Raw genomic sequence first — 18,214 nt, 5'->3', positions numbered from 1 at the left:
GCGGCCGGGTCATTCTACCGTAAAGGTCTATCTGCTGGTTCATTGGCTGGTCTTCATGGTTGGCTTATTTAGTGCCGCGCCATTTGGCCAACCAATTGTTCAGCCTGGACTTGATGCAGTTGTCTTTCGGTCTAATGTTGTTTACCTTAGCGGTGGCAGTACCGGAATTCCCGGCATCATCCGTAAACTCGAATGTAAAGCTGCCGTTGGAGTAGAACGTGTAGCTTAGCGATCCTCCATTATTAGTAACCGTCACGTTCTCACTTGGCGTTATGGTGGCAACGACACTCCTACCGGTCGGTTTTGTACGGCTGTATGCGACAGTAGCGGTTGGCGGGGTCATATCAATGCGGATGACCGCGGTCTTCTGCAGCTCCACATTCCCTGCGTTATCGGTTGACCGGTAGGTCAAGACGTGCTCTCCGTCAGTACCGATGCTGAATGGAGTGGTATAGTTCAGCCAGCTGGCGCCATTGTCCAGACTATAAACTGTCGATGCCGGGCCGCTCTGGCTGTCTGACGCATCAAAAGCGATCGTCGGCGCCGAAATGTACCAGCCGTTGTTACCGTCCGGCGGATCGGGAATCAGCAGGAGGCTCGTGACCGGCGGCTCCTTGTCGGTTCCAACCAATACAACGATCGGATAGTCCCTTATGATCATCTCGGGAAGCACAATGGTCCCTGCTTCCTCCGTATAATGTACAGTCTGCTTCGTTCCGGTGAGCATATCGACCGCTTCTATTTGCACCGCGTAAGTGTTGTTTAACCGGATCTCAACCGTTTTCCCCGTATTGGCATCGCTCATCGGCACCGCACACCAATAAGGAATGTATAGATCCCCTGCGGAATTTTCGAAAGCGCCGTAAGTTAATTTGGGGACGTCCCCGCTTATTACGAGGTTATTTCCCGGATCTAACCTTGTCAGAGAGTAATCGAAGTAACCGGATATATTTCTAAGGGCAAACCACGCAGGCTTGCGTTGTCCGTTCAAGTCGATAAGTCCCCATTCGGTTATTCCGGTTTTAACCGCATCGAGCGACCACCAATTGGTTGTGCCGACTCCGATCATATAATGGTACAAGTAGAGCCTCGCAAGAAATTTGGCTTGCGACAGCAAAGTGACATCATACGCCCCATCCCCGGTATTGACCGAGGTTTCCGTTATCCACAGCTTCAAATCAGGATTATGGCTGTTCAGCAGCTGTTTATAAGCCTCGACTTCGCCCGCATAATCGGCATACGGCTGTTCATTCGGAAAATGGCGCACTCCCTCCTGTATGAAAGTTCCTACTGCCTCGGGAGTCACCTCGGCCCTGACCCGCTCCTTATAAACGTGCACTGCCATAATATCCACGACATCCGCCAAGCCTTCGGCAAAAATATCCTCTGTCCACCCGAAATCGAATAATGCGGTTTCGATTTCAATGGGCGTTCCGGGATCCGCCGATTTGATTTGCGCAGCTGCCGCTTTAACCAGGCGAGAATATACTGCAGGGAACGTCTCGATTCCATACCTTCTCCGGTCTCCAAAATTCTGCTCGTTCGCAATCGCCCACACATTCACTTTTCCTTTAAGCCGTGCCGCGGTCCAGCCGCAGAATTCCGCATACTGCGTAATATAATACGTCTCGTCTTCCTTCAGTTCGTCAATGGAAGGCATCTGCTGAAAGCGGAAAATAAGCTGGATGCCGTTGTCGCGGATATATTGCACATTATCTAGAAGGGACTCCGGCAGCTCTGTTAATTTCCCTTCTCTATACTTGCCATAGAATATACCGTCTGCTACCAGAAGCCATTTCGCCCCGGCACCGAACATATTGTCATAGAAGGTAGTATAGTCAAAGACATCGCCGCCCAGAGGATTCGCGGCTTTCGCTTCTCCGCCATTACCGTAATAAGCATAGTTGATGCTGTTATCCAGGTAGATTTCCATTTCCTGCAGCTGAAAATAGTAGGCGCCGCCCTCGCTTTTCAGTTTTGTTGCATTCACCCGAACATACAGAGCCTCGGTTACAGGAAACTGGAAGATCTGAGGAGTGCCGTCATCAACAGGCCCATAGCCTGATTCGCTGACGACAGTCGACCAGACCTCGCCATCCAAACTTGTTTGAATTTGAAAATCGATCGGAAACCCCAGGCCCAGCCTTATTCTCGGTTTAAGCACGACTTTGTTGACCGGGCGAACCGCATTCATTTCAACCTGAACCCATTCATTGGCATCCGCTGTAGTATGCAGCATTGATGAGAAGGCTGTATTCATCAGTTCATTATTAAAATCACCGTCGATCAGCCAGAAGCTCCCCCACTCGGGGCTCTTGACGTCCGGAGTGTTGAAGAAGAAATTGTTACTCTTGGTTAATGCCAGTCCGTTTAAGCTGTCCGTAATGTCGGCAGATCTGCGGACGGCGATCGGAGTTAACTCATTTTCATTATTTAGCTGACTGGGCTGGGGCGCATCCATTCGGGGAGCCGGCAAAGATACCGTTGTCAATACCGGGACCGCCGGCGGTGAGTAATCCCCGCCGTTTCCAATACCTCCTGCAATGTCGTCGTCATTGCTGCTGGCGTTGAAAATAAGCTGTATGTCGTCAAAATAGATCGCGCCCTGCTTGTTTGCGGCAGCATTTTTGGCGAAAAGGATCTGGAAGAAGTAAATCGGGCGTTCTTGCACATGATTTCCATCGCCGCCATAATGACCCGTTGGCTTATCGATGGCAAATTGCAAGTATTTCCATCCGCTCCAATCGATTTTCACAACATTTTTCCCATACGAATATACTTCCTTGCCGGAATCCTTCAGATTCAGTTCCAGCGAATAACCGCTGGCATCTCCATATACCCATACTCCGATCTTGTCCGGATCTCCCGGAAGGCGTAATCCGGTATTCCAATTCGCAGCTATGAATCCGGTAAGCTCTTGCGCAGGTTGATTGAAATCATAACTGATCTTCAAAGACCTCGTACCTGTGTTGGCTTGTTCGGATGTGATCGTTAAAGACGATTTACCGGCCCCTTGCGGAAGCAAAATCCACTTAGTCAATTCATCCGGATCCTCGAAAGACTGGTATATCACCTTCTGATCGTTTGCGCCGGTAACCTGAACGGCATTTACCTTCGCAGAGGCTTCAAAGTGCTCGAAAGATACATTAATTATCGCCGCTCCATCCCCAACCGCCGTCACCTTTCCGGAAGCATCCACTGTCGCAACCGCTGGATCCGAGGATGAATAAGATGCTTGCGCGGTAATGTCGAGTGGCGGCGACCCGTCCGTATATTGGACCGTCACTTGAGTATCGAACGTTTCCCCTGCAGCCAGCCAGTACCGGTTAGCGTTTAATTTGATGCCGGACATACCTGCTGTAACATCGTTATATATCAATTCAATATCGTCAAAATAGATCGCGCTTTGCTTATTCTCCATCGTGGAGGCCTTGGTTACAAATATTTGAAAAAAATTCATCGGCTTATCCTGCACGCCGTCTCCGCCATATTTACCGGAAGGACTTGCAATGACAAACCGCACAAATTTCCATCCTGTCCAGTTGATAGTTACCGCGTTTCTACCATATTGGTATACTTCATTGCTTGCATCTTTCAAATCGAGCTCCAAAGAATAGCCGCTGTTGTCGCCATACACCCAAATACCGATCGTATCGGGATTTCCGGGAAAACGTATGCCTGTACTCCAGTTGGCTGCAGTAAATCCGGCCAGTTCAGCGCTGCCTGATTGGCTGAAATTATAATCCAGTTTCAAGGACTTCGTGCCGCCGTGAGACTGCTCCGGAGAAATCGACAATGATGATTTGCCGACTCCTTGGGAAAGCAGTATCCATTTACTGGTGTTCAGCTCCTCAAAGGATTGAAAAACAACGGTCTGATTCTCTTCTCCTGTAATCTGCGCTACGTTAACTTTGGCTGACGCATGATAATTTCCGGAGGAAACATTAATTGTTGCTTCTCCCTCGGCCAATGCCTGAACAATACCTGATGAATCCACTGACGCGACTGTTGGATTCGAGGATGAATAAGTTGCTTGTGCTGTAATATCAGTCTGCGGAGTCCCATCATTGTAGGTGCCGGTCACTTTGGTAGCAAACGATTCTCCCGCAGCCAACCAATAATGGCTTGAATTCAACTTGATTCCGGTGAGCATAGTCCCATCCCTCCTTTTAAGTTAATGATCACTTAAGAATCTATCTATCATATTTGTATTCCCGCTCCTCTATAGTTGTGAGTGTTTGAGTATCTCAAATCGGGTATTGGCGTAATAAAATAAAAGACGCATTCGCCCATACTTATCGTATGGTGCAAATGCGCCTTATTATTCCAATGCTACCGGACAACCACTGTAATCTGCCCAATCATTCTACCATAAGAGGCAATAACAACACAGGTTCCTTTTTTGAGGGCCGTAATTTTGCCTTTCGAAACGGAAACCACATTCGGGTTGCTGGAATACCAAGCTGCCGCTTTCGTCACGTCCTCTGTGGTGTTATCCGAATAGGTTGCGGTCACTGTTGCTTGCCGGTTACCTCCCGGGCTAAGCGTAACATTTTTGAAGGAAGGTTCGATGGATTTAAGGGTCCGGTTAGCCACCGTTACGTTGAATTGCGTCTGCCTTCCCTCATAGCCGACAGTAACTACAGCCTTCCCCTCTATTTTGCCGGCAGTAATCGTCTGTCCTGTAATTCGCACAATGCTGGAATTGCTGCTGGTATATGTAGTCGAGAGATTATTCGTAATTTCTCTTTTCTGCCCGTCATCATAAACGGCAATGACATTTATGTTTATTGCTTTGCCCGGCTGAACGATCAAGTTGTCCGCTCCCCAAACGGTCAACCCTGTAACTGCCGGCGGTTTCTTTGTTATGGTTATGGAAATCGCCGCACTATTGGAGTCGCCTTTGCCATCGTTCACTTTATATGTGAACGAATCATCTCCGGTCTCACCGTCCCGGGGGACGTATGTGAAAGCTCCTGTTTCGGATGAAATATCCACGGTCCCTTTGCCCGGGGAATCGACGAGCTTATACTGAAGAGGGTCATTATCCGCATCGGACGCCTTGAGAGTTCCGTTCACCGGTTGTTTTTCCATTGTCGTTACCGTCTGATCTGTCGCATTCGGAAGTTGATTCGGGGGTACCGGCTTATTTGCAGCTTTGAAAATAACCGATTTGGCCCATTCTGTCATGCCGGCCGAGTCGATCGAACGGTAACCGACAATATATTCGCCAGGCTCGAAGTGGACTCCGTCAGCAGGAGCTTCCTTCCATTCCGCGCTCTGATCGACAATCCGGTACTCCGTCCTGACGATTGAACGGCCGCTTCCTGCGGAAGCCCGGAACTCAAGACGATCAGGTTCTGCATCGTCGGTTGAGACGACTGTCGCCGGAGGGGTATCAGCCACCACCGGCCCAAGGTCGATCAGCTGTAAATCGTCGACCATATAATCGCTTGCATAATCCGACCAGAGCCATAAGGCGATTCGGGTGACACCTGCGGATGGAATAAATTCCAGTTCATTGGTTACGAATTCGCCGCCGGTATTCGGGATTACGAGCAAGGTGCCCGTTCCGGAATGGGAGGACTGCTTCGAAGCGTTGAAGTTCATGAACTTGACTTTTCCGCTATCCACCCTTATTTTTGCCCGAAACAGATAACGGTTCTTGTCCGATACAGTGAACCATGCCTGATTAATTCCCCCGCCATTTTGCGGTACCGTCACTTTCTGTACATTGGACTCGCCGATTTTCACTTGTGAGGTTGCCACCTGATCGCTTTTCGCCCAGTAATCGGCAAGCCCGTCCTTATTATAATCCGTTTCGAATCCGCCATTCTGGATGAGATTGACCGAAGGCGCCGGAGTATCACTGGAAGGTAGAAATACATTCCGGTTGAAATACGCTTTCAGAATCAGCTCCCGGTCGGTCGGCTCCGTCGCTTTCGCCGATTCGCGGTTCGCATCGCTGGTCATGACGTCGTTATATTCAACATCCCAGCCATGCCACTCCTTATAAGCATGATAACTCCAGCTCCAGCCATGCTGTTCGAAGATTTCGACTAAATCCCGTATGTACTCGGCTGCTCCCGGAGCCCATCGGATCGTACTGAATTCTCCCACATAAATCGGGACATGGTATTTGTTCTGAAAATCAATGACCGGCTGCAGCTCTTTGATCAGCCAGTTTTTATTTTCAGCGGAGCCTGAATATACGGTTTTATCGGGCCAGTCAGTAGTAACCGGAGCCTTGTTGAAGGTCGATAGTCCTTGATGCGTGTAGTTGTGGGGGCCGTACATATGAAAACTGTAAATGACCTTAGGATCTTTAATAAGTGTGAATGTAGGCTGCTTCTGCCATTTTTGGTTCTCAAGGAACCCTTTTGGGAGCGCTCCCGGGCTTGCCTCATAAATGATCGACGTTTGCGTATCGTAAACCCGTATGGCGTCGACAATTTTCTGCGCCCAAACCGGCCATTTCACCGCTCCTTCAGGCAGCTCCTGGGGATTATAAGGTTCGTTCAGCAGATCGTATCCCCAAATGTTGTCCCGATAAGGCTCGAACCGCTGGGCGATTTCCTTCCAACTGTCTATCAGGACTTGTAGGTTGGCTTCATTGTTCCAGAAGGCTTCAGAATTGGTTTTTAAACCAGGATCGGGAAGCGGAGGCTCGTGGAGATCAATAACAACGTACATCCCCTGTCTGACTGCTTCCTGCAGGGCGGCTTCCATCTTGCCGAGCTGTCTTTGCCAGCCAACGGAGATGCTGACACCTCCTCTGGCCGCCTCCGTTACAGGCGTCAATTGCAGCCGGAACACATTGGCCCCGAATACGTCCTTCGCCCTTTTCAGATCGCTGTAGGCGCTCGTGTTAAATCCTCTCACAACTGGAGGGTTGAATTCAGCATTCGCTTCAATCCTGCTGCCAATCGGCAAACTAAGCGTCGATAGGATGAACGAAACGATTAGCGGCACTGCAAACCAACTGGAAAGTTTCTTCTTTCGACTAATCATCTCGCCAACACATCCCCCAAAGTTATAGTATCTGTTCTGACCACTAATGAATCGTTCTTGAACAGCACAAGCGTATTGTACAACATAATTTGACAATCGCGTATGCGACTATTTATCGAATTTTAGCGAATATTGCGTAAATGAGTCTAATATTGGGTAATTGAATTGTTTTTGCAAATAAAAAAGCATTCACCCCATATAGTCGGGCAAATGCTCTTAGTTATTTTTATATTCGCACTTGTTATTGCATTGACGATGTAAAAAGAATCGATTTCGCTCGTTCGACAATGCCGGCCGAGTCGACCGAACGGTAGGCTACGATATATTGGCCGGGAGCAAAGAAGAGCCCCTCCTTCGGCACTTTGGACCAACCGGCGCTTTGTCCGACAATTCGGAATTCCGTTCTGACGATTGAACGGTCACCTTGGGGTGAAGCCTGGAATAGAAGATGATACGATTCCGGTATCGACACAGTCGTCAGCGGAGGCGTTTCTGTCTTAACCGGCCCAAGACTGAACAATTCCGCGTCTTTAACCATGAACTGGCTTGCGGAGTCTGCCCAGAACCAGATAGTCACCCTTGTAACGCCAACGGGTGGAACAAACTGGTACTCCTTGCCTACGTATCGCCCCCCGGTACTCGGAACGACAGCCATTGTACCGGTTCCAACTTTGGAAGATATATCTGTGCCGTCAAAGCGCATGAACTTGACTTTTCCGCTGTCTACGCGGGTTTTGGCCCTGAAGAGATAGCGATTATTGCTGGATACCGGAATCCATGCCTGGTATAAACCTCCTCCCTCTTGCGGTACCGTTACCTTCTGTACAGTGGAATCCCCAATCTTCTCGACTGAAGCAGCCGCTTGTGGGGCTTTTCTCCAATAATCGGCAACCCCATCCATATTCGAATCCAGCTGAAATTTTCCGTTCTGTACGAGATTGTATGGTGAGGAAGGAATTTTGAAAGGAGTAAGGAATCGGTTGCGGGCGAAATAGGCTTTGAGAATCAATTCCCGGTCAGTCGGATCCTTCGCTTTCTCCGACCAACGGTTGGCATCGCTGGTCATGGTCTCATTGTATTCGACATCCCAGCCTTGCCATTCGCCATAACCATGATAAGTGTAGCTCCAGCCGTGCTCCTCAAAAATAGAAATTAAATCCCGTATATAATCGGCCGCTCCCGGGGCCCAGCGGATAGCGCTGAATTCCCCCACATAGATCGGGACATTATATTTCTTCTGAAATTCGATGACCGGCTGCAGTTCTTTGACAAGCCAGCTTTTATCGAACTTTCCCGGGTACGCAGTTTTGTCGGGCCAATCCGTCGTCTCGGGTGAATTGTTGAAGGTGGATAATCCCTGATGCGTGTAATTATGAGGGGTGTACATATGAAAACTGTAAATGACTTTATCATCGTTAAGCAGTTGGAAAGTAGGCTCACGCTGCCATAGTTGGTTCTCGGTATAGGCTTTCGGGAGCCCCCCTGGACTTGCCTGGTAAATAATCGGCGTCTGCGTATCGTAAACCCTTATAGCATTCACGATTTGTTGTGCCCAGTCGGGCCATCTCTCCGCTCCTTGGGGCAGTTCCTGAGGGTTGGTGGGCTCGTTTAACAGATCATAACCCCAAATGTTGTACCGGTAAGGCGCGAACCGCTGGGCGATTTCCTTCCAGCTGTCGATCAGGATCTGCAAGTTGGCCTCATTGTTCCAGAAGCCAACCGTAGTCGGTGTCTGACTCGGATCGGCAATCGGAGGCTCATGCAGATCGATAATAACGTACATCCCACGTCTGGCGGCATCCTTCAGCGCAAACTCCATTTTGTCGAGCTGCTTTTGCCAGGCCGCCGCGATAGAGATGCCGCTTCTCGTCGCCTCCGTCACGGGTTTCAACTGAAGCCGGACCACATTTGCTCCGAAAACGTCCTTCATTCTTTTGAGCTCCGTGAAGGCGCTCGTATTGAATCCTCTCACAGTGGGCGGGTTAAACCCCGCGCTCGCTTCAAGCCGGCTTCCAATTGGAACACAAAGCGACGAAAGTATGATCGATACAGTCAGTAACACTTTCAATAAACTAAGCTTTTGATGCAGTTTGGTCATACTCCCTCTCCAATCTCTTTTTTTGTTCATTTACGGACTCGATGCGATTCCTTAAATGACATTTTAGTAATTGTACTATACAATTCGTATCAAAAAATGCGTCTAATTATCGAATATTTCAATAATAAATTAAAGAACGCATTCACCCATACGTATGTATGGAGAGAATGCGCTCTTCTCATAATGGAGTGATTAACAGTATTTCCACTGCTTTCTGCCTAGCTTATGACCTGCCGTGACCGGGCTGATTACCTAGTCAGCTCTTTGTTTTACTTCTTAACCATCTGGAAAACAACCATGGACTCGACGCCGGTATTCTGCACCTTTTCCATATAAGCGCTTCCGTAGGTCATGGAGAAAGTGTAGGAGCCGGGCAGAAGTTCCTTGCTCACCTGGCCTCCTACAGTATTCCCGATCGTCCTCCAGCCTCCCGCATAATACTTGGCTGTGCCTCCGTCCAGCGGATTGCCCTTACTGTCTTTAAGCTGTACCTCTACCCTGACAGTCTGGAAGACCACTACGGGACTTGTGCCGGTGTTCTGTACCTTCTCCTTATACGTGCCTTCATAAGTCATGGCGAAAGTATAAGAGCCCGGCAGCAATTCCTTGCCTACCTCACCGCCGGTTGCATCGCCGAACGTCCGCCAGCTTCCCGCATAATATTTCACGGTACCGCCGCTGAGCGGGGCGCCTTTCTTGTCTTTAAGCTGAACCTTTACGTTAACCGTCTGGAAGACGACTGTCGGGTCGGCAGCGGTGTTCTGTACCATCTCCTTATAAGTGCCTTCGTAAGTCATGGCGAAAGTATAAGAGCCCGGCAGCAGCTCCTTGCTCACCTGACCGCCGGACGTGTTTCCGATCGTCCGCCAGCTTCCAGCGTAATATTTGACGGTACCTGTATCCAGAGGATTGCTCAGGCTGTCTTTGAGCTGCAATTTCACCTGGACCGTCTGGAACTCGACGGTTGCATTGGAACCGGTATTCTGCACCGTCTCTTTATACGTGCCCTCGTACGTCATCGCGAACGTATAGCTTTTTTCGGGCAACCGCTTGCTTACTGTTCCGGCAGCGTCTGTTATTCCGAATTCCTTCCAGCCGCCGTCATAGTATTTTACCGTACCGCCGCTGAGAGGGTTCCCGCTGCTGTCGGTCAACCGAACCGTAATCTGTGATGTTTTCACGGTAAAACTGACGCTTTGCGCCGCTTCCGCATTGCCGGCTTTATCCGTTGACTTGTATATCATTGTGTACTGCCCCTGTTTGCTGAACGTAACCGGCGTCTGATAAGGCTGCCATGATGCCCCGTTATCGAGACTATACTCGGTCTTTTGTACGCCTGACAGACTATCGGCTGCCGACAATGTCACCGTGACCGGATTCGTATAGCCGTCCGGTCCATCAGGTTCAGCGGGTGACAGCGACGCCTTCGTGGTCGGCGCCAGCGCATCAACGAGCAGCGCTTTGCCCCACTCCGTGTTGCCGGAAGTGTCCACGGACCGATATCCGACGATATGATTTCCGGGTGGGCTTAACGTTAATCCGCCTTGAGGAACTGTCGTCCATACATTGCTCTGGCTTACAATCCGGTATTCGGTTTTGGCTACTGTCGCACCGTCATAAGCGGTGGCTGAGAACTCAAGGTGGCCCGGACCTGCGACATTCACAACCGTTTGCGGCGGGTTGACCGGAACCGCCTTGCCCAGATCGATCAATTCCACATCGTCAACAAGGAATTCGCTTGCCATATCGGCATAAAACCAGACGGCTGTCCTGCCCACGGTTGGGGACGGAACAAATTCAATCTCCTTGGTGACGAACACGCCTCCCGTATTGGTGAGTGTAGCGACATTGCCGGTTCCCACATAAGTGCCGGTGATTGTCGTATCATAGTGCAGGAACTGGATTTTCCCGCTAATAACCCGGATTTTTGCCCTTAAGAGATAGCGATTCTGGTCGGAAACCCCGAACCAAGCCTGATCGATGCCTCTTCCGTTCGAAGGTGTCACCACTCTCTGCGCTTTGGAACCGTTCATTGTCACAAGAGAAGCGACCGTGGAAGCATTTTTACCCCAATGATCGGCAAGGCCGTCGAAATTGGTATCCTTCTCGAAGCCGCCGTTCTGAACCAGGTTGAGTGGCGGCGAGGGTTCTCCATTAGGCGTAAGAAACTCATTCCGGTCGAAATAGGACTTGAGTATGAGCTCCCGATCCGTCGGTTCCGTCGCTTTCGCCGACTCGCGGTTCGCATCGCTGGTCATGACCTCGTTGTATTCGGGATCCCAGCCGTGCCATTCTCTATAAGCGTGATAGGTCCAGCTCCAGCCGTACTCCTCGAAGATTTCGATCAAATCCCGGGTATACTCGGCCGTTCCCGGTGCCCACCGGGTGGCGCTGAATTCTCCGACATAGATGGGGACATTATATTTCTTCTGAAAATCAATGACCGGCTGCAGACCTACACTTTGGTTGGTCCCTTTAATCAGCATTTCTTTATCCCAGTAAACATCGTTAATCATGCCCGGATACGCGATTTTGTCAGGCCAATCCGTAGAGACCGGCGCCTTGTTAACGGTGGATAACCCTTGGTGCGAGAAACTGAACGGGTTATACATATGAACGCTGTAAATGACTTTGGGATCGTCAATGAGCTGGAAATCCCCCTGCCATTTCACCGGATAGCCGGGTCCCGCATCGATCCATTGGTTCTCGATGAAGGCTCTCGTCAGGTCCCCCGGACTAGGCTCGTAAATAATAGCCGTCTCCGTGTCGTAGACACGAATAGCGTCTACGATCCGCTGCGCCCAGTTAGGCCAGTTCGCTGCGCCGAGCGGCAGTTCCGATTGGTTGAAGGGCTCATTGAACAAATCGTAGCCCCAAATGTTCGCCCGATAAGGCGCGAACCGCTGCGCCATCTCCGTCCAGCTGTCGATCATCACCTGTAAATTCGCCTCATTGCTCCAGAAAGCATCTGAAGTTACTTTCAGACTCGGATCGGTAAGCGGCGGTTCATGCAAATCGACAATAACGTACATCCCTTGCCTGGCGGCTTCCTGCAGGGCGTATTCCATTTTGTCGAGCTGTCTTTGCCAGGATACCGCCACGGATACGCCGCTTTTGACCGACTCCGAACGGGGCGTCAGCTGGAGCCGGAACGCATTGGCTCCGTATACTTCCTTCGCTCTTTTCAGATCACTGAAAGCACTCGTATTGAACCCCCTGATAATGGTCGGGTTAAACCCGGAGCTTGGCGTTTCCGCTCTGGCCTGCTTTTCATTTGGCAAAGCAAGCGACGAGAGCGCAAGCGCTATAATTAATACAAATGTCAACAAACCGTAATATTTGTTCCGAATGTTTCGGATCATCATCCTTTTCTCATCTCCCAATGCGTGGATTTGGATTATCGGCCGGTTCATGACTTGTCTGTCCAAGTAACTCGGATTGTTAGTCCGCCGCGGGACTGCCCGGAGGAGATCGGCACTGATAAGCTGCCGGCCCTTTACGGCTGCAATAAAATGCAGCTTTATAATTGCCGGGCCATTTAATCAGACGCGCCATTCCCGGTAAAAACGGTAATGAGAAAGAAGATCCAGCTTGGAAAAAAGCGCATTTATCCATACGTCCGGTATGGTTTAAATGCGCTTCAGTCGTGTAGTAGTTCGGCATTAGATCAGTCGATCTATATCTGAAACACGATTATTGGATTATCGGCCGTATTACCAACTATTTCTTTATACGTACTCCCATAAGTCATTCCGAATGTGTAAGACCCGGGAAGCAGCTCCTTGGTTACCTCGCCTCCTGCCGTGTTTCCGATTGTCCTCCAGAAGCCGGCATAGTATCTGGCAGTGCCGGTGTCGAGCGGATTGCCCTGACTGTCTTTAAGCTGTACTTTCACGTTAACCGTCTGAAAAACCACAGTCGAATCGATACCGGTATTTTGCGCCTTTTGCAAATAAGTCCCCTCATAAGTCATCCCGAAGGTGTAAGAACCGGGCAACAGCTCCTTGCTCACTTGACCGCCGGTCGTGTTCCCGATCGTCCGCCAGCTTCCCGCGTAATATTTGACCGTACCGGCGGCGAGTGGATTGCCTTGGCTGTCCTTAAGCTGCACCTTCACATTAACCGTCTGGAAGACTACCCTCGCGTCCGTGCCTGTGTTCTGCACCTTTTCCGAATACGTACCCTCATAGGTCATTCCGAATGTGTAAGAACCGGGCAGCAGTTCCTTGCTTGCCTGACCTCCCCTTGTAATCCCGATCGTGCGCCAGCCGCCTGCATAATATTTGACCGTGCCGGTATCGAGCGGGTTGCCCTGGCTGTCTCTGAGCTGCACGTTAACATTGACCGTCTGGAAGTCGACAGTTCCGTCGGTTCCGGTGTTTTGCACCTTCTGCTTTGTCGTACCCTCATACGTCATTGCGAACGAATAGCTTTTATCAGGCAGCGATTTGCTCACCGTCCCGGAAGCATCGGTAATCCCGAACTCCTTCCAGCCGCCGTCGTAATATTTGATCGTACCTCCGCTAAGGGGATTCCCTCCGCTGTCACTCAGCCGCACGGTAACCATCGTTGTTTTGAGATTAAAACGAATGGTTTTCGCCGCTTCCATATTGCCTGCCTTATCCGTGGAGCGGTATCCCATCGTATATTGCCCCTCCTCCCCTACGGTGACGGGCGCAAGATACGGGTGCCAGTTCACTCCGTTATCAAGACTGTACTCGGTTTTATCTACGCCCGATTGGCTGTCGGTCGCCGTCAATGTAACCGTAACCGGATTCACATAGTAGCCGTCCGGTCCATCAGGCTCAGCAGGCGATATTGAGGCTGTTGTAGTCGGTACCATCGTGTCTACGGCGAGCGATTTACCCCACTCCGTATTGCCTGAGGTGTCTACGGAACGATATCCCACGATGTAGTCTCCGGGAACCGGTATCGTTAATCCTCCGCTTGGTACCGTAGTCCACCCGCCGCTCTGGCCGACAATCCGGTATTCGGTTCTCGCTACCGATGCTCCGTCGTAAGCAGTCGCGGTAAATTGAACATGCCCGGGAGCTGCGACATTGGCTGTCGTTTGCGGCGGGTTAACCGGAGTCGCCCTGCCCAGATCAATCAGTTCCACATCGTCGACCATGAATTCGCTCGCCATGTCCGCGTAGAACCAGACGGCGGTTCGGCCTACGCCTGCGGTCGGTACGAATGTGAGCTCCTTCGTCACAAACACCCCACCGGTATTAGTGAGTGTGGCCACATTGCCCGTCCCCACATAAGTGCCGGTGCTCGTCGTATCATAATGCAGGAACTGGATTTTCCCGCTGATTACCCGGATTTTAGCCCTGAGCAAATATTTGTTCTGATCCGATACCGAAAACCATGCCTGATCAATGCCCCTTCCCGCTGCCGGCACTTTCACCCTTTGGGCGTTAGAACCGCCGGTATTCACCAGGAAAGCTTCCACATCCGGACCTTTGCCCCAGTGATCGGCGAGTCCGTCAAAATTTGTATCCTTCTCGAAGCCGCCGTTTTGAACGAGATTGGCCGCAGGGGAAGGCATGCCATTAGGCTGAAGAAATTCATTACGGTCGAAATATGCCTTCAGAATCAGCTCGCGATCGGTCGGCTCTGTTGCTTTCGCCGACTCGCGGTTAACATCGCTGGTCATGGTCTCGTTGTATTCCGGATCCCAGCCGTGCCACTCTCTATAAGCATGATAAGTCCAGCTCCAGCCGTACTGCTCGAAGATATCGATCAGCTCTTTCGTGTACTGTGCCGCTCCCGGGGCCCAGCGGATCGCGCTGAATTCTCCGACATAGATGGGGACATCGTATTTCTTCTGAAAATCAATGACCGGCTGCAGACCTGTACTAAGATTGGTCCCTTGCAGCAGCATGTTTTTATCCCAATAAACTCCGTCAATCATGCCCGGATATGCATATTTGTCAGGCCAATCCGTCGTAACCGGGGCCTGGTTGAAGGTCGATAAACCCTGATGCGAGTAACTGAACGGATTATACACATGAACACTGTAAATGACTTTATCATCGTCAATGAGCTGAAAATCTCCCTGCCATTTAACGGGATAGCCCGGTCCCGCATCTATCCATTCATTCTCGACAAAAGCCCTCGTCAGGTCCCCTGGGCTGGGCTCGTAAATAATCGCGGTCTCCGTATCGTATACCCGGATGGCGTCGACAATTTGCTGTGCCCAATTAGGCCAGTTCGCCGCGCCCAGCGGCAGTTCAGATTGGTTAAACGGCTCATTGAACAGGTCGTAACCCCAAATGTTAGCCCGGTAAGGCGCAAACCGCTGCGTCATCTCCGTCCAACTGTCGATTAGAATTTGCAAATTCGCGTTGTTGTTCCAGAAAGCATCCGAATTTACTTTCAGACCTGGATCCGCAAGCGGAGGTTCATGCAAATCGACAATAACGTACATCCCCTGCCTTCCGGCTTCCTGGAGAGCAGATTCCATTTTGTCGAGCTGCCTTTGCCATGCGATGGCGATGGAGACACCGCTTCTGGCCGCTTCCGTCCGGGGCGTCAGCTGCAGTCGGAACGCATTGGCCCCATATACGTCCTTCGCCCTTTTCAGATCGCCGAAAGCGCTTGTATTGAAACCCCTGATAACGGGAGGATTGAAGCCTGCACCGTCAGCCCCCGCTTTACCCTGGTTTCCGATTGGTATAACGAGCGAAGATAATGCAAGCGATATCACTATCAATACAGACAACAGACCGGAATATTTGTGCCAAATGTTTCGGACTATCATTCTTATCTCAACCCCCAATGTGAATGATTTAGTATTATCGGATCAGGACTCAAGTTGTCCGTTCGTAAACAGCATATCCATCTAATACTGAAAAGGATTTGGTTTACTGTCCGATAAGCTTGCCCATTATCATTAATCACAAAGTTTTTCGTGACTGCGCCTTTCAACTGTTTAGAGTAATTCTTCATAGCCCTGCTCCTTCAGTCAGTTTTTCATGATGTAAACGCTATCAATTCAATCCATCCGCATATTTCAGCTTTGGTTGTTTCTTTTTAAAGGCGTAAGTTGAATCTGGTTATATTCTACATTAAAACATTATTGTTATTTTTTTACATTAAATAGCACACGTTGATTCCGACCGGACCATGTCTGTCGTTTGAATTGGACAGACTTATCCCGTGTTTTGTTTGCTTTTCTTTAAAAACAGCTTTTGCCTGCTTCCTGTAACCCGCTGCTGTGATACAACTGCTTCACTGGGTCCCGAGACGGATAGCAGCCCTGTCGTATTGGAACTTGATCAGTAGGAGCGGATCCGCGGAAATCGCCTTGCGGAACCTGACGGTGTAGACTTCCTGTCCGAAGCCATTAAACACGAGGGGCTGAAAATTCTTCTCGGCTTACCGGCTTGCCTTCCGGCGAGGTGACCGGCTCATTCGTGATGTCCGACTTCCATTCGTTATTTTCAGTGAAAAGACACCTTGCTTAGATGGTTTAATGGCGGATTTTGACTCATCCATTAACCATCTAAGCATCGGTGCAGTGTTGTTTTTATATAATTTATCCGAACCAGCTTTTGGAGCGTAGCCTACTTTTGAAGCGGGGTGAAATCGGGCTTAACGTACTTGCTTAAATCCACTTTGCCCGCCTTGACATTGGCATCGACGATTTCGTTGAATACACCCGACAGGTCCTTCAGCTGCTTATCGATATCGGCTTCCTTGCCGCTTAAGAAGGCCTGATTCATGACATCAAACAGCACTGAACCCTTGTTCACATCCAGATTCCCAACCTTCGGAGGCGGGTTCATCACGGAGAAATCGAGCTTTGGTTCACGCGGATAATCGGTGGCTGGCGGCGTGATGAGGAACCCGGTGACTCCTTTGCGGTCCGTAGGCTGGATCGCTTTATCCTGAGCCGCAATATTTGTAAATGTACCGAGACCTTTCTTCGCAAGCTCGACGAACATTTCATCGGAAATCAGAAACTCCCATACCTTCTTGGCTTCTTCCAAATGCTTGGTGTTTTTATTGATGTTATATCCGTTGCCCGTTTCGTAAGGGTTTCCGCCAAGGACTTTTCCTTCCCATGTCGGGAATTCAGCTACACCCCAATCGATTTTGGCCGGGAACTGATCGTTGAACACGCCGATGTCCCATGTTGCCGCGGATAGCATCCCGACATTGCCCTCGGAGAATTGAGCCCGGATCATATCGTTGTCATACGTACCTATTCCCGGGAAAATACTGCCGTCCTTGTTCACATCGACCCACCATTTGATAAATTTGGAGAAGATGCTGAAATCATATTTGCCTGTTACTGCATTCCATCCGCCGCGGCCGAGGCTTTCACCAGACCGTGCAGCAGGCAGGATAACATAGTAATTCCAGAAAACGGTCTGCTTGAGCGGCAAGCCCAAGCCGAATTTCTTGCCTTCGCCTTTTTCCGTAATGATCTTGGCATAATCACGCATTTCCTGCCAAGTTGTAGGCGGTTTCTCCGGATCAAGGCCTGACGCCTTAAACAAGTCCTTATTATAAACAAGCTTGAAATTCGTTATGTTCTCGGAAACGGCTGTAAGCTCGCCATTCTTGGCCCATGGAGCGACGAAGAAAGCGGATGGATCGAATCTTTCTTTGATCTCTGGCGTAATCAAGCTTGTCAAATCCAGATTGAAATCGGCATCAGCCATTGAACTCGGGAAATTATAGGCCAGATCCGGAAGCTTCCCGGCGTTGAGCGCAAGCTTTAACTGATCGTTATAATTGTCGGTGAAAATTTTGTAAGCGATTTCAATATTGTCGGTATTGGTTTCATTGTACTTTTTGATCATCGCTTCCCGGACATCCTTATCGTGGCGGGTATTGGACCACACCTCGATGACGACCTTTTCCTTCGGAGTATTCTCCTCTTTACTGACATCTTTGTTTGCGTTGGTATTGCCTTGTGTGCCCGGTTGGTTTTTCGTATCGGATCCGGTCGAGCAGCCGACCGAAAAGGCGATTAAGAGGGCACTCAAAACCGCTAATCCGCTTTTCCTAAACCGCATACATTCACCCCTTCAATATGTGCCTTTTGCACTACGTCCCTATTATAAAGGGGTTCGCTTGTCCGGCTAAACC

At 50.0% G+C, this 18,214-nt stretch carries 6 protein-coding genes; all 6 read right to left on the bottom strand.

Annotated features, from left to right (window positions below; all coding sequences use genetic code 11):
- Positions 1 to 64: 64 nt before the first annotated feature.
- Complete coding sequence (locus KZ483_RS13210) at positions 65 to 4,153, bottom strand: OmpL47-type beta-barrel domain-containing protein (RefSeq protein WP_220353109.1); 4,089 nt, start codon at positions 4,151 to 4,153, stop codon at positions 65 to 67.
- 179 nt (positions 4,154 to 4,332) lie between these two features.
- Positions 4,333 to 7,011: a cellulase family glycosylhydrolase gene (locus KZ483_RS13205; protein ID WP_220353108.1), complete on the bottom strand. Its 2,679-nt coding sequence runs from the start codon at positions 7,009 to 7,011 to the stop codon at positions 4,333 to 4,335.
- 241 nt (positions 7,012 to 7,252) lie between these two features.
- Entirely contained in the window at positions 7,253 to 9,109 is a 1,857-nt protein-coding gene (locus KZ483_RS13200; RefSeq protein ID WP_220353107.1) for a glycoside hydrolase family 5 protein, read from the bottom strand.
- A gap of 269 nt (positions 9,110 to 9,378) precedes the next feature.
- Entirely contained in the window at positions 9,379 to 12,474 is a 3,096-nt protein-coding gene (locus KZ483_RS13195; RefSeq protein ID WP_220353106.1) for an OmpL47-type beta-barrel domain-containing protein, read from the bottom strand.
- A 311-nt stretch (positions 12,475 to 12,785) separates the two neighbouring features.
- Complete coding sequence (locus KZ483_RS13190) at positions 12,786 to 15,875, bottom strand: OmpL47-type beta-barrel domain-containing protein (RefSeq protein ID WP_220353105.1); 3,090 nt, start codon at positions 15,873 to 15,875, stop codon at positions 12,786 to 12,788.
- A gap of 805 nt (positions 15,876 to 16,680) precedes the next feature.
- Entirely contained in the window at positions 16,681 to 18,141 is a 1,461-nt protein-coding gene (locus KZ483_RS13185) for an ABC transporter substrate-binding protein (protein WP_220353104.1), read from the bottom strand.
- Positions 18,142 to 18,214 lie beyond the last annotated feature (73 nt).

It is taken from the genome of Paenibacillus sp. sptzw28, from assembly GCF_019550795.1.
In the GTDB taxonomy this organism is placed as follows: domain Bacteria; phylum Bacillota; class Bacilli; order Paenibacillales; family Paenibacillaceae; genus Paenibacillus_Z.
Note: the sequence above shows the minus strand (reverse complement) of the source record. Positions and strands in the feature narration are given on the sequence as shown.

Bases quoted from the DNA above. Each gene is read 5' to 3' on its own strand.
- KZ483_RS13205 (WP_220353108.1), bottom strand. From the start codon at position 7,011: ATGATTAGTCGAAAGAAGAAACTTTCCAGTTGGTTTGCAGTGCCGCTA.
- KZ483_RS13195 (WP_220353106.1), bottom strand. From the start codon at position 12,474: ATGATGATCCGAAACATTCGGAACAAATATTACGGTTTGTTGACATTT.
- KZ483_RS13185 (WP_220353104.1), bottom strand. From the start codon at position 18,141: ATGCGGTTTAGGAAAAGCGGATTAGCGGTTTTGAGTGCCCTCTTAATC.
- KZ483_RS13190 (WP_220353105.1), bottom strand. From the start codon at position 15,875: ATGATAGTCCGAAACATTTGGCACAAATATTCCGGTCTGTTGTCTGTA.
- KZ483_RS13210 (WP_220353109.1), bottom strand. From the start codon at position 4,153: ATGCTCACCGGAATCAAGTTGAATTCAAGCCATTATTGGTTGGCTGCG.
- KZ483_RS13200 (WP_220353107.1), bottom strand. From the start codon at position 9,109: ATGACCAAACTGCATCAAAAGCTTAGTTTATTGAAAGTGTTACTGACT.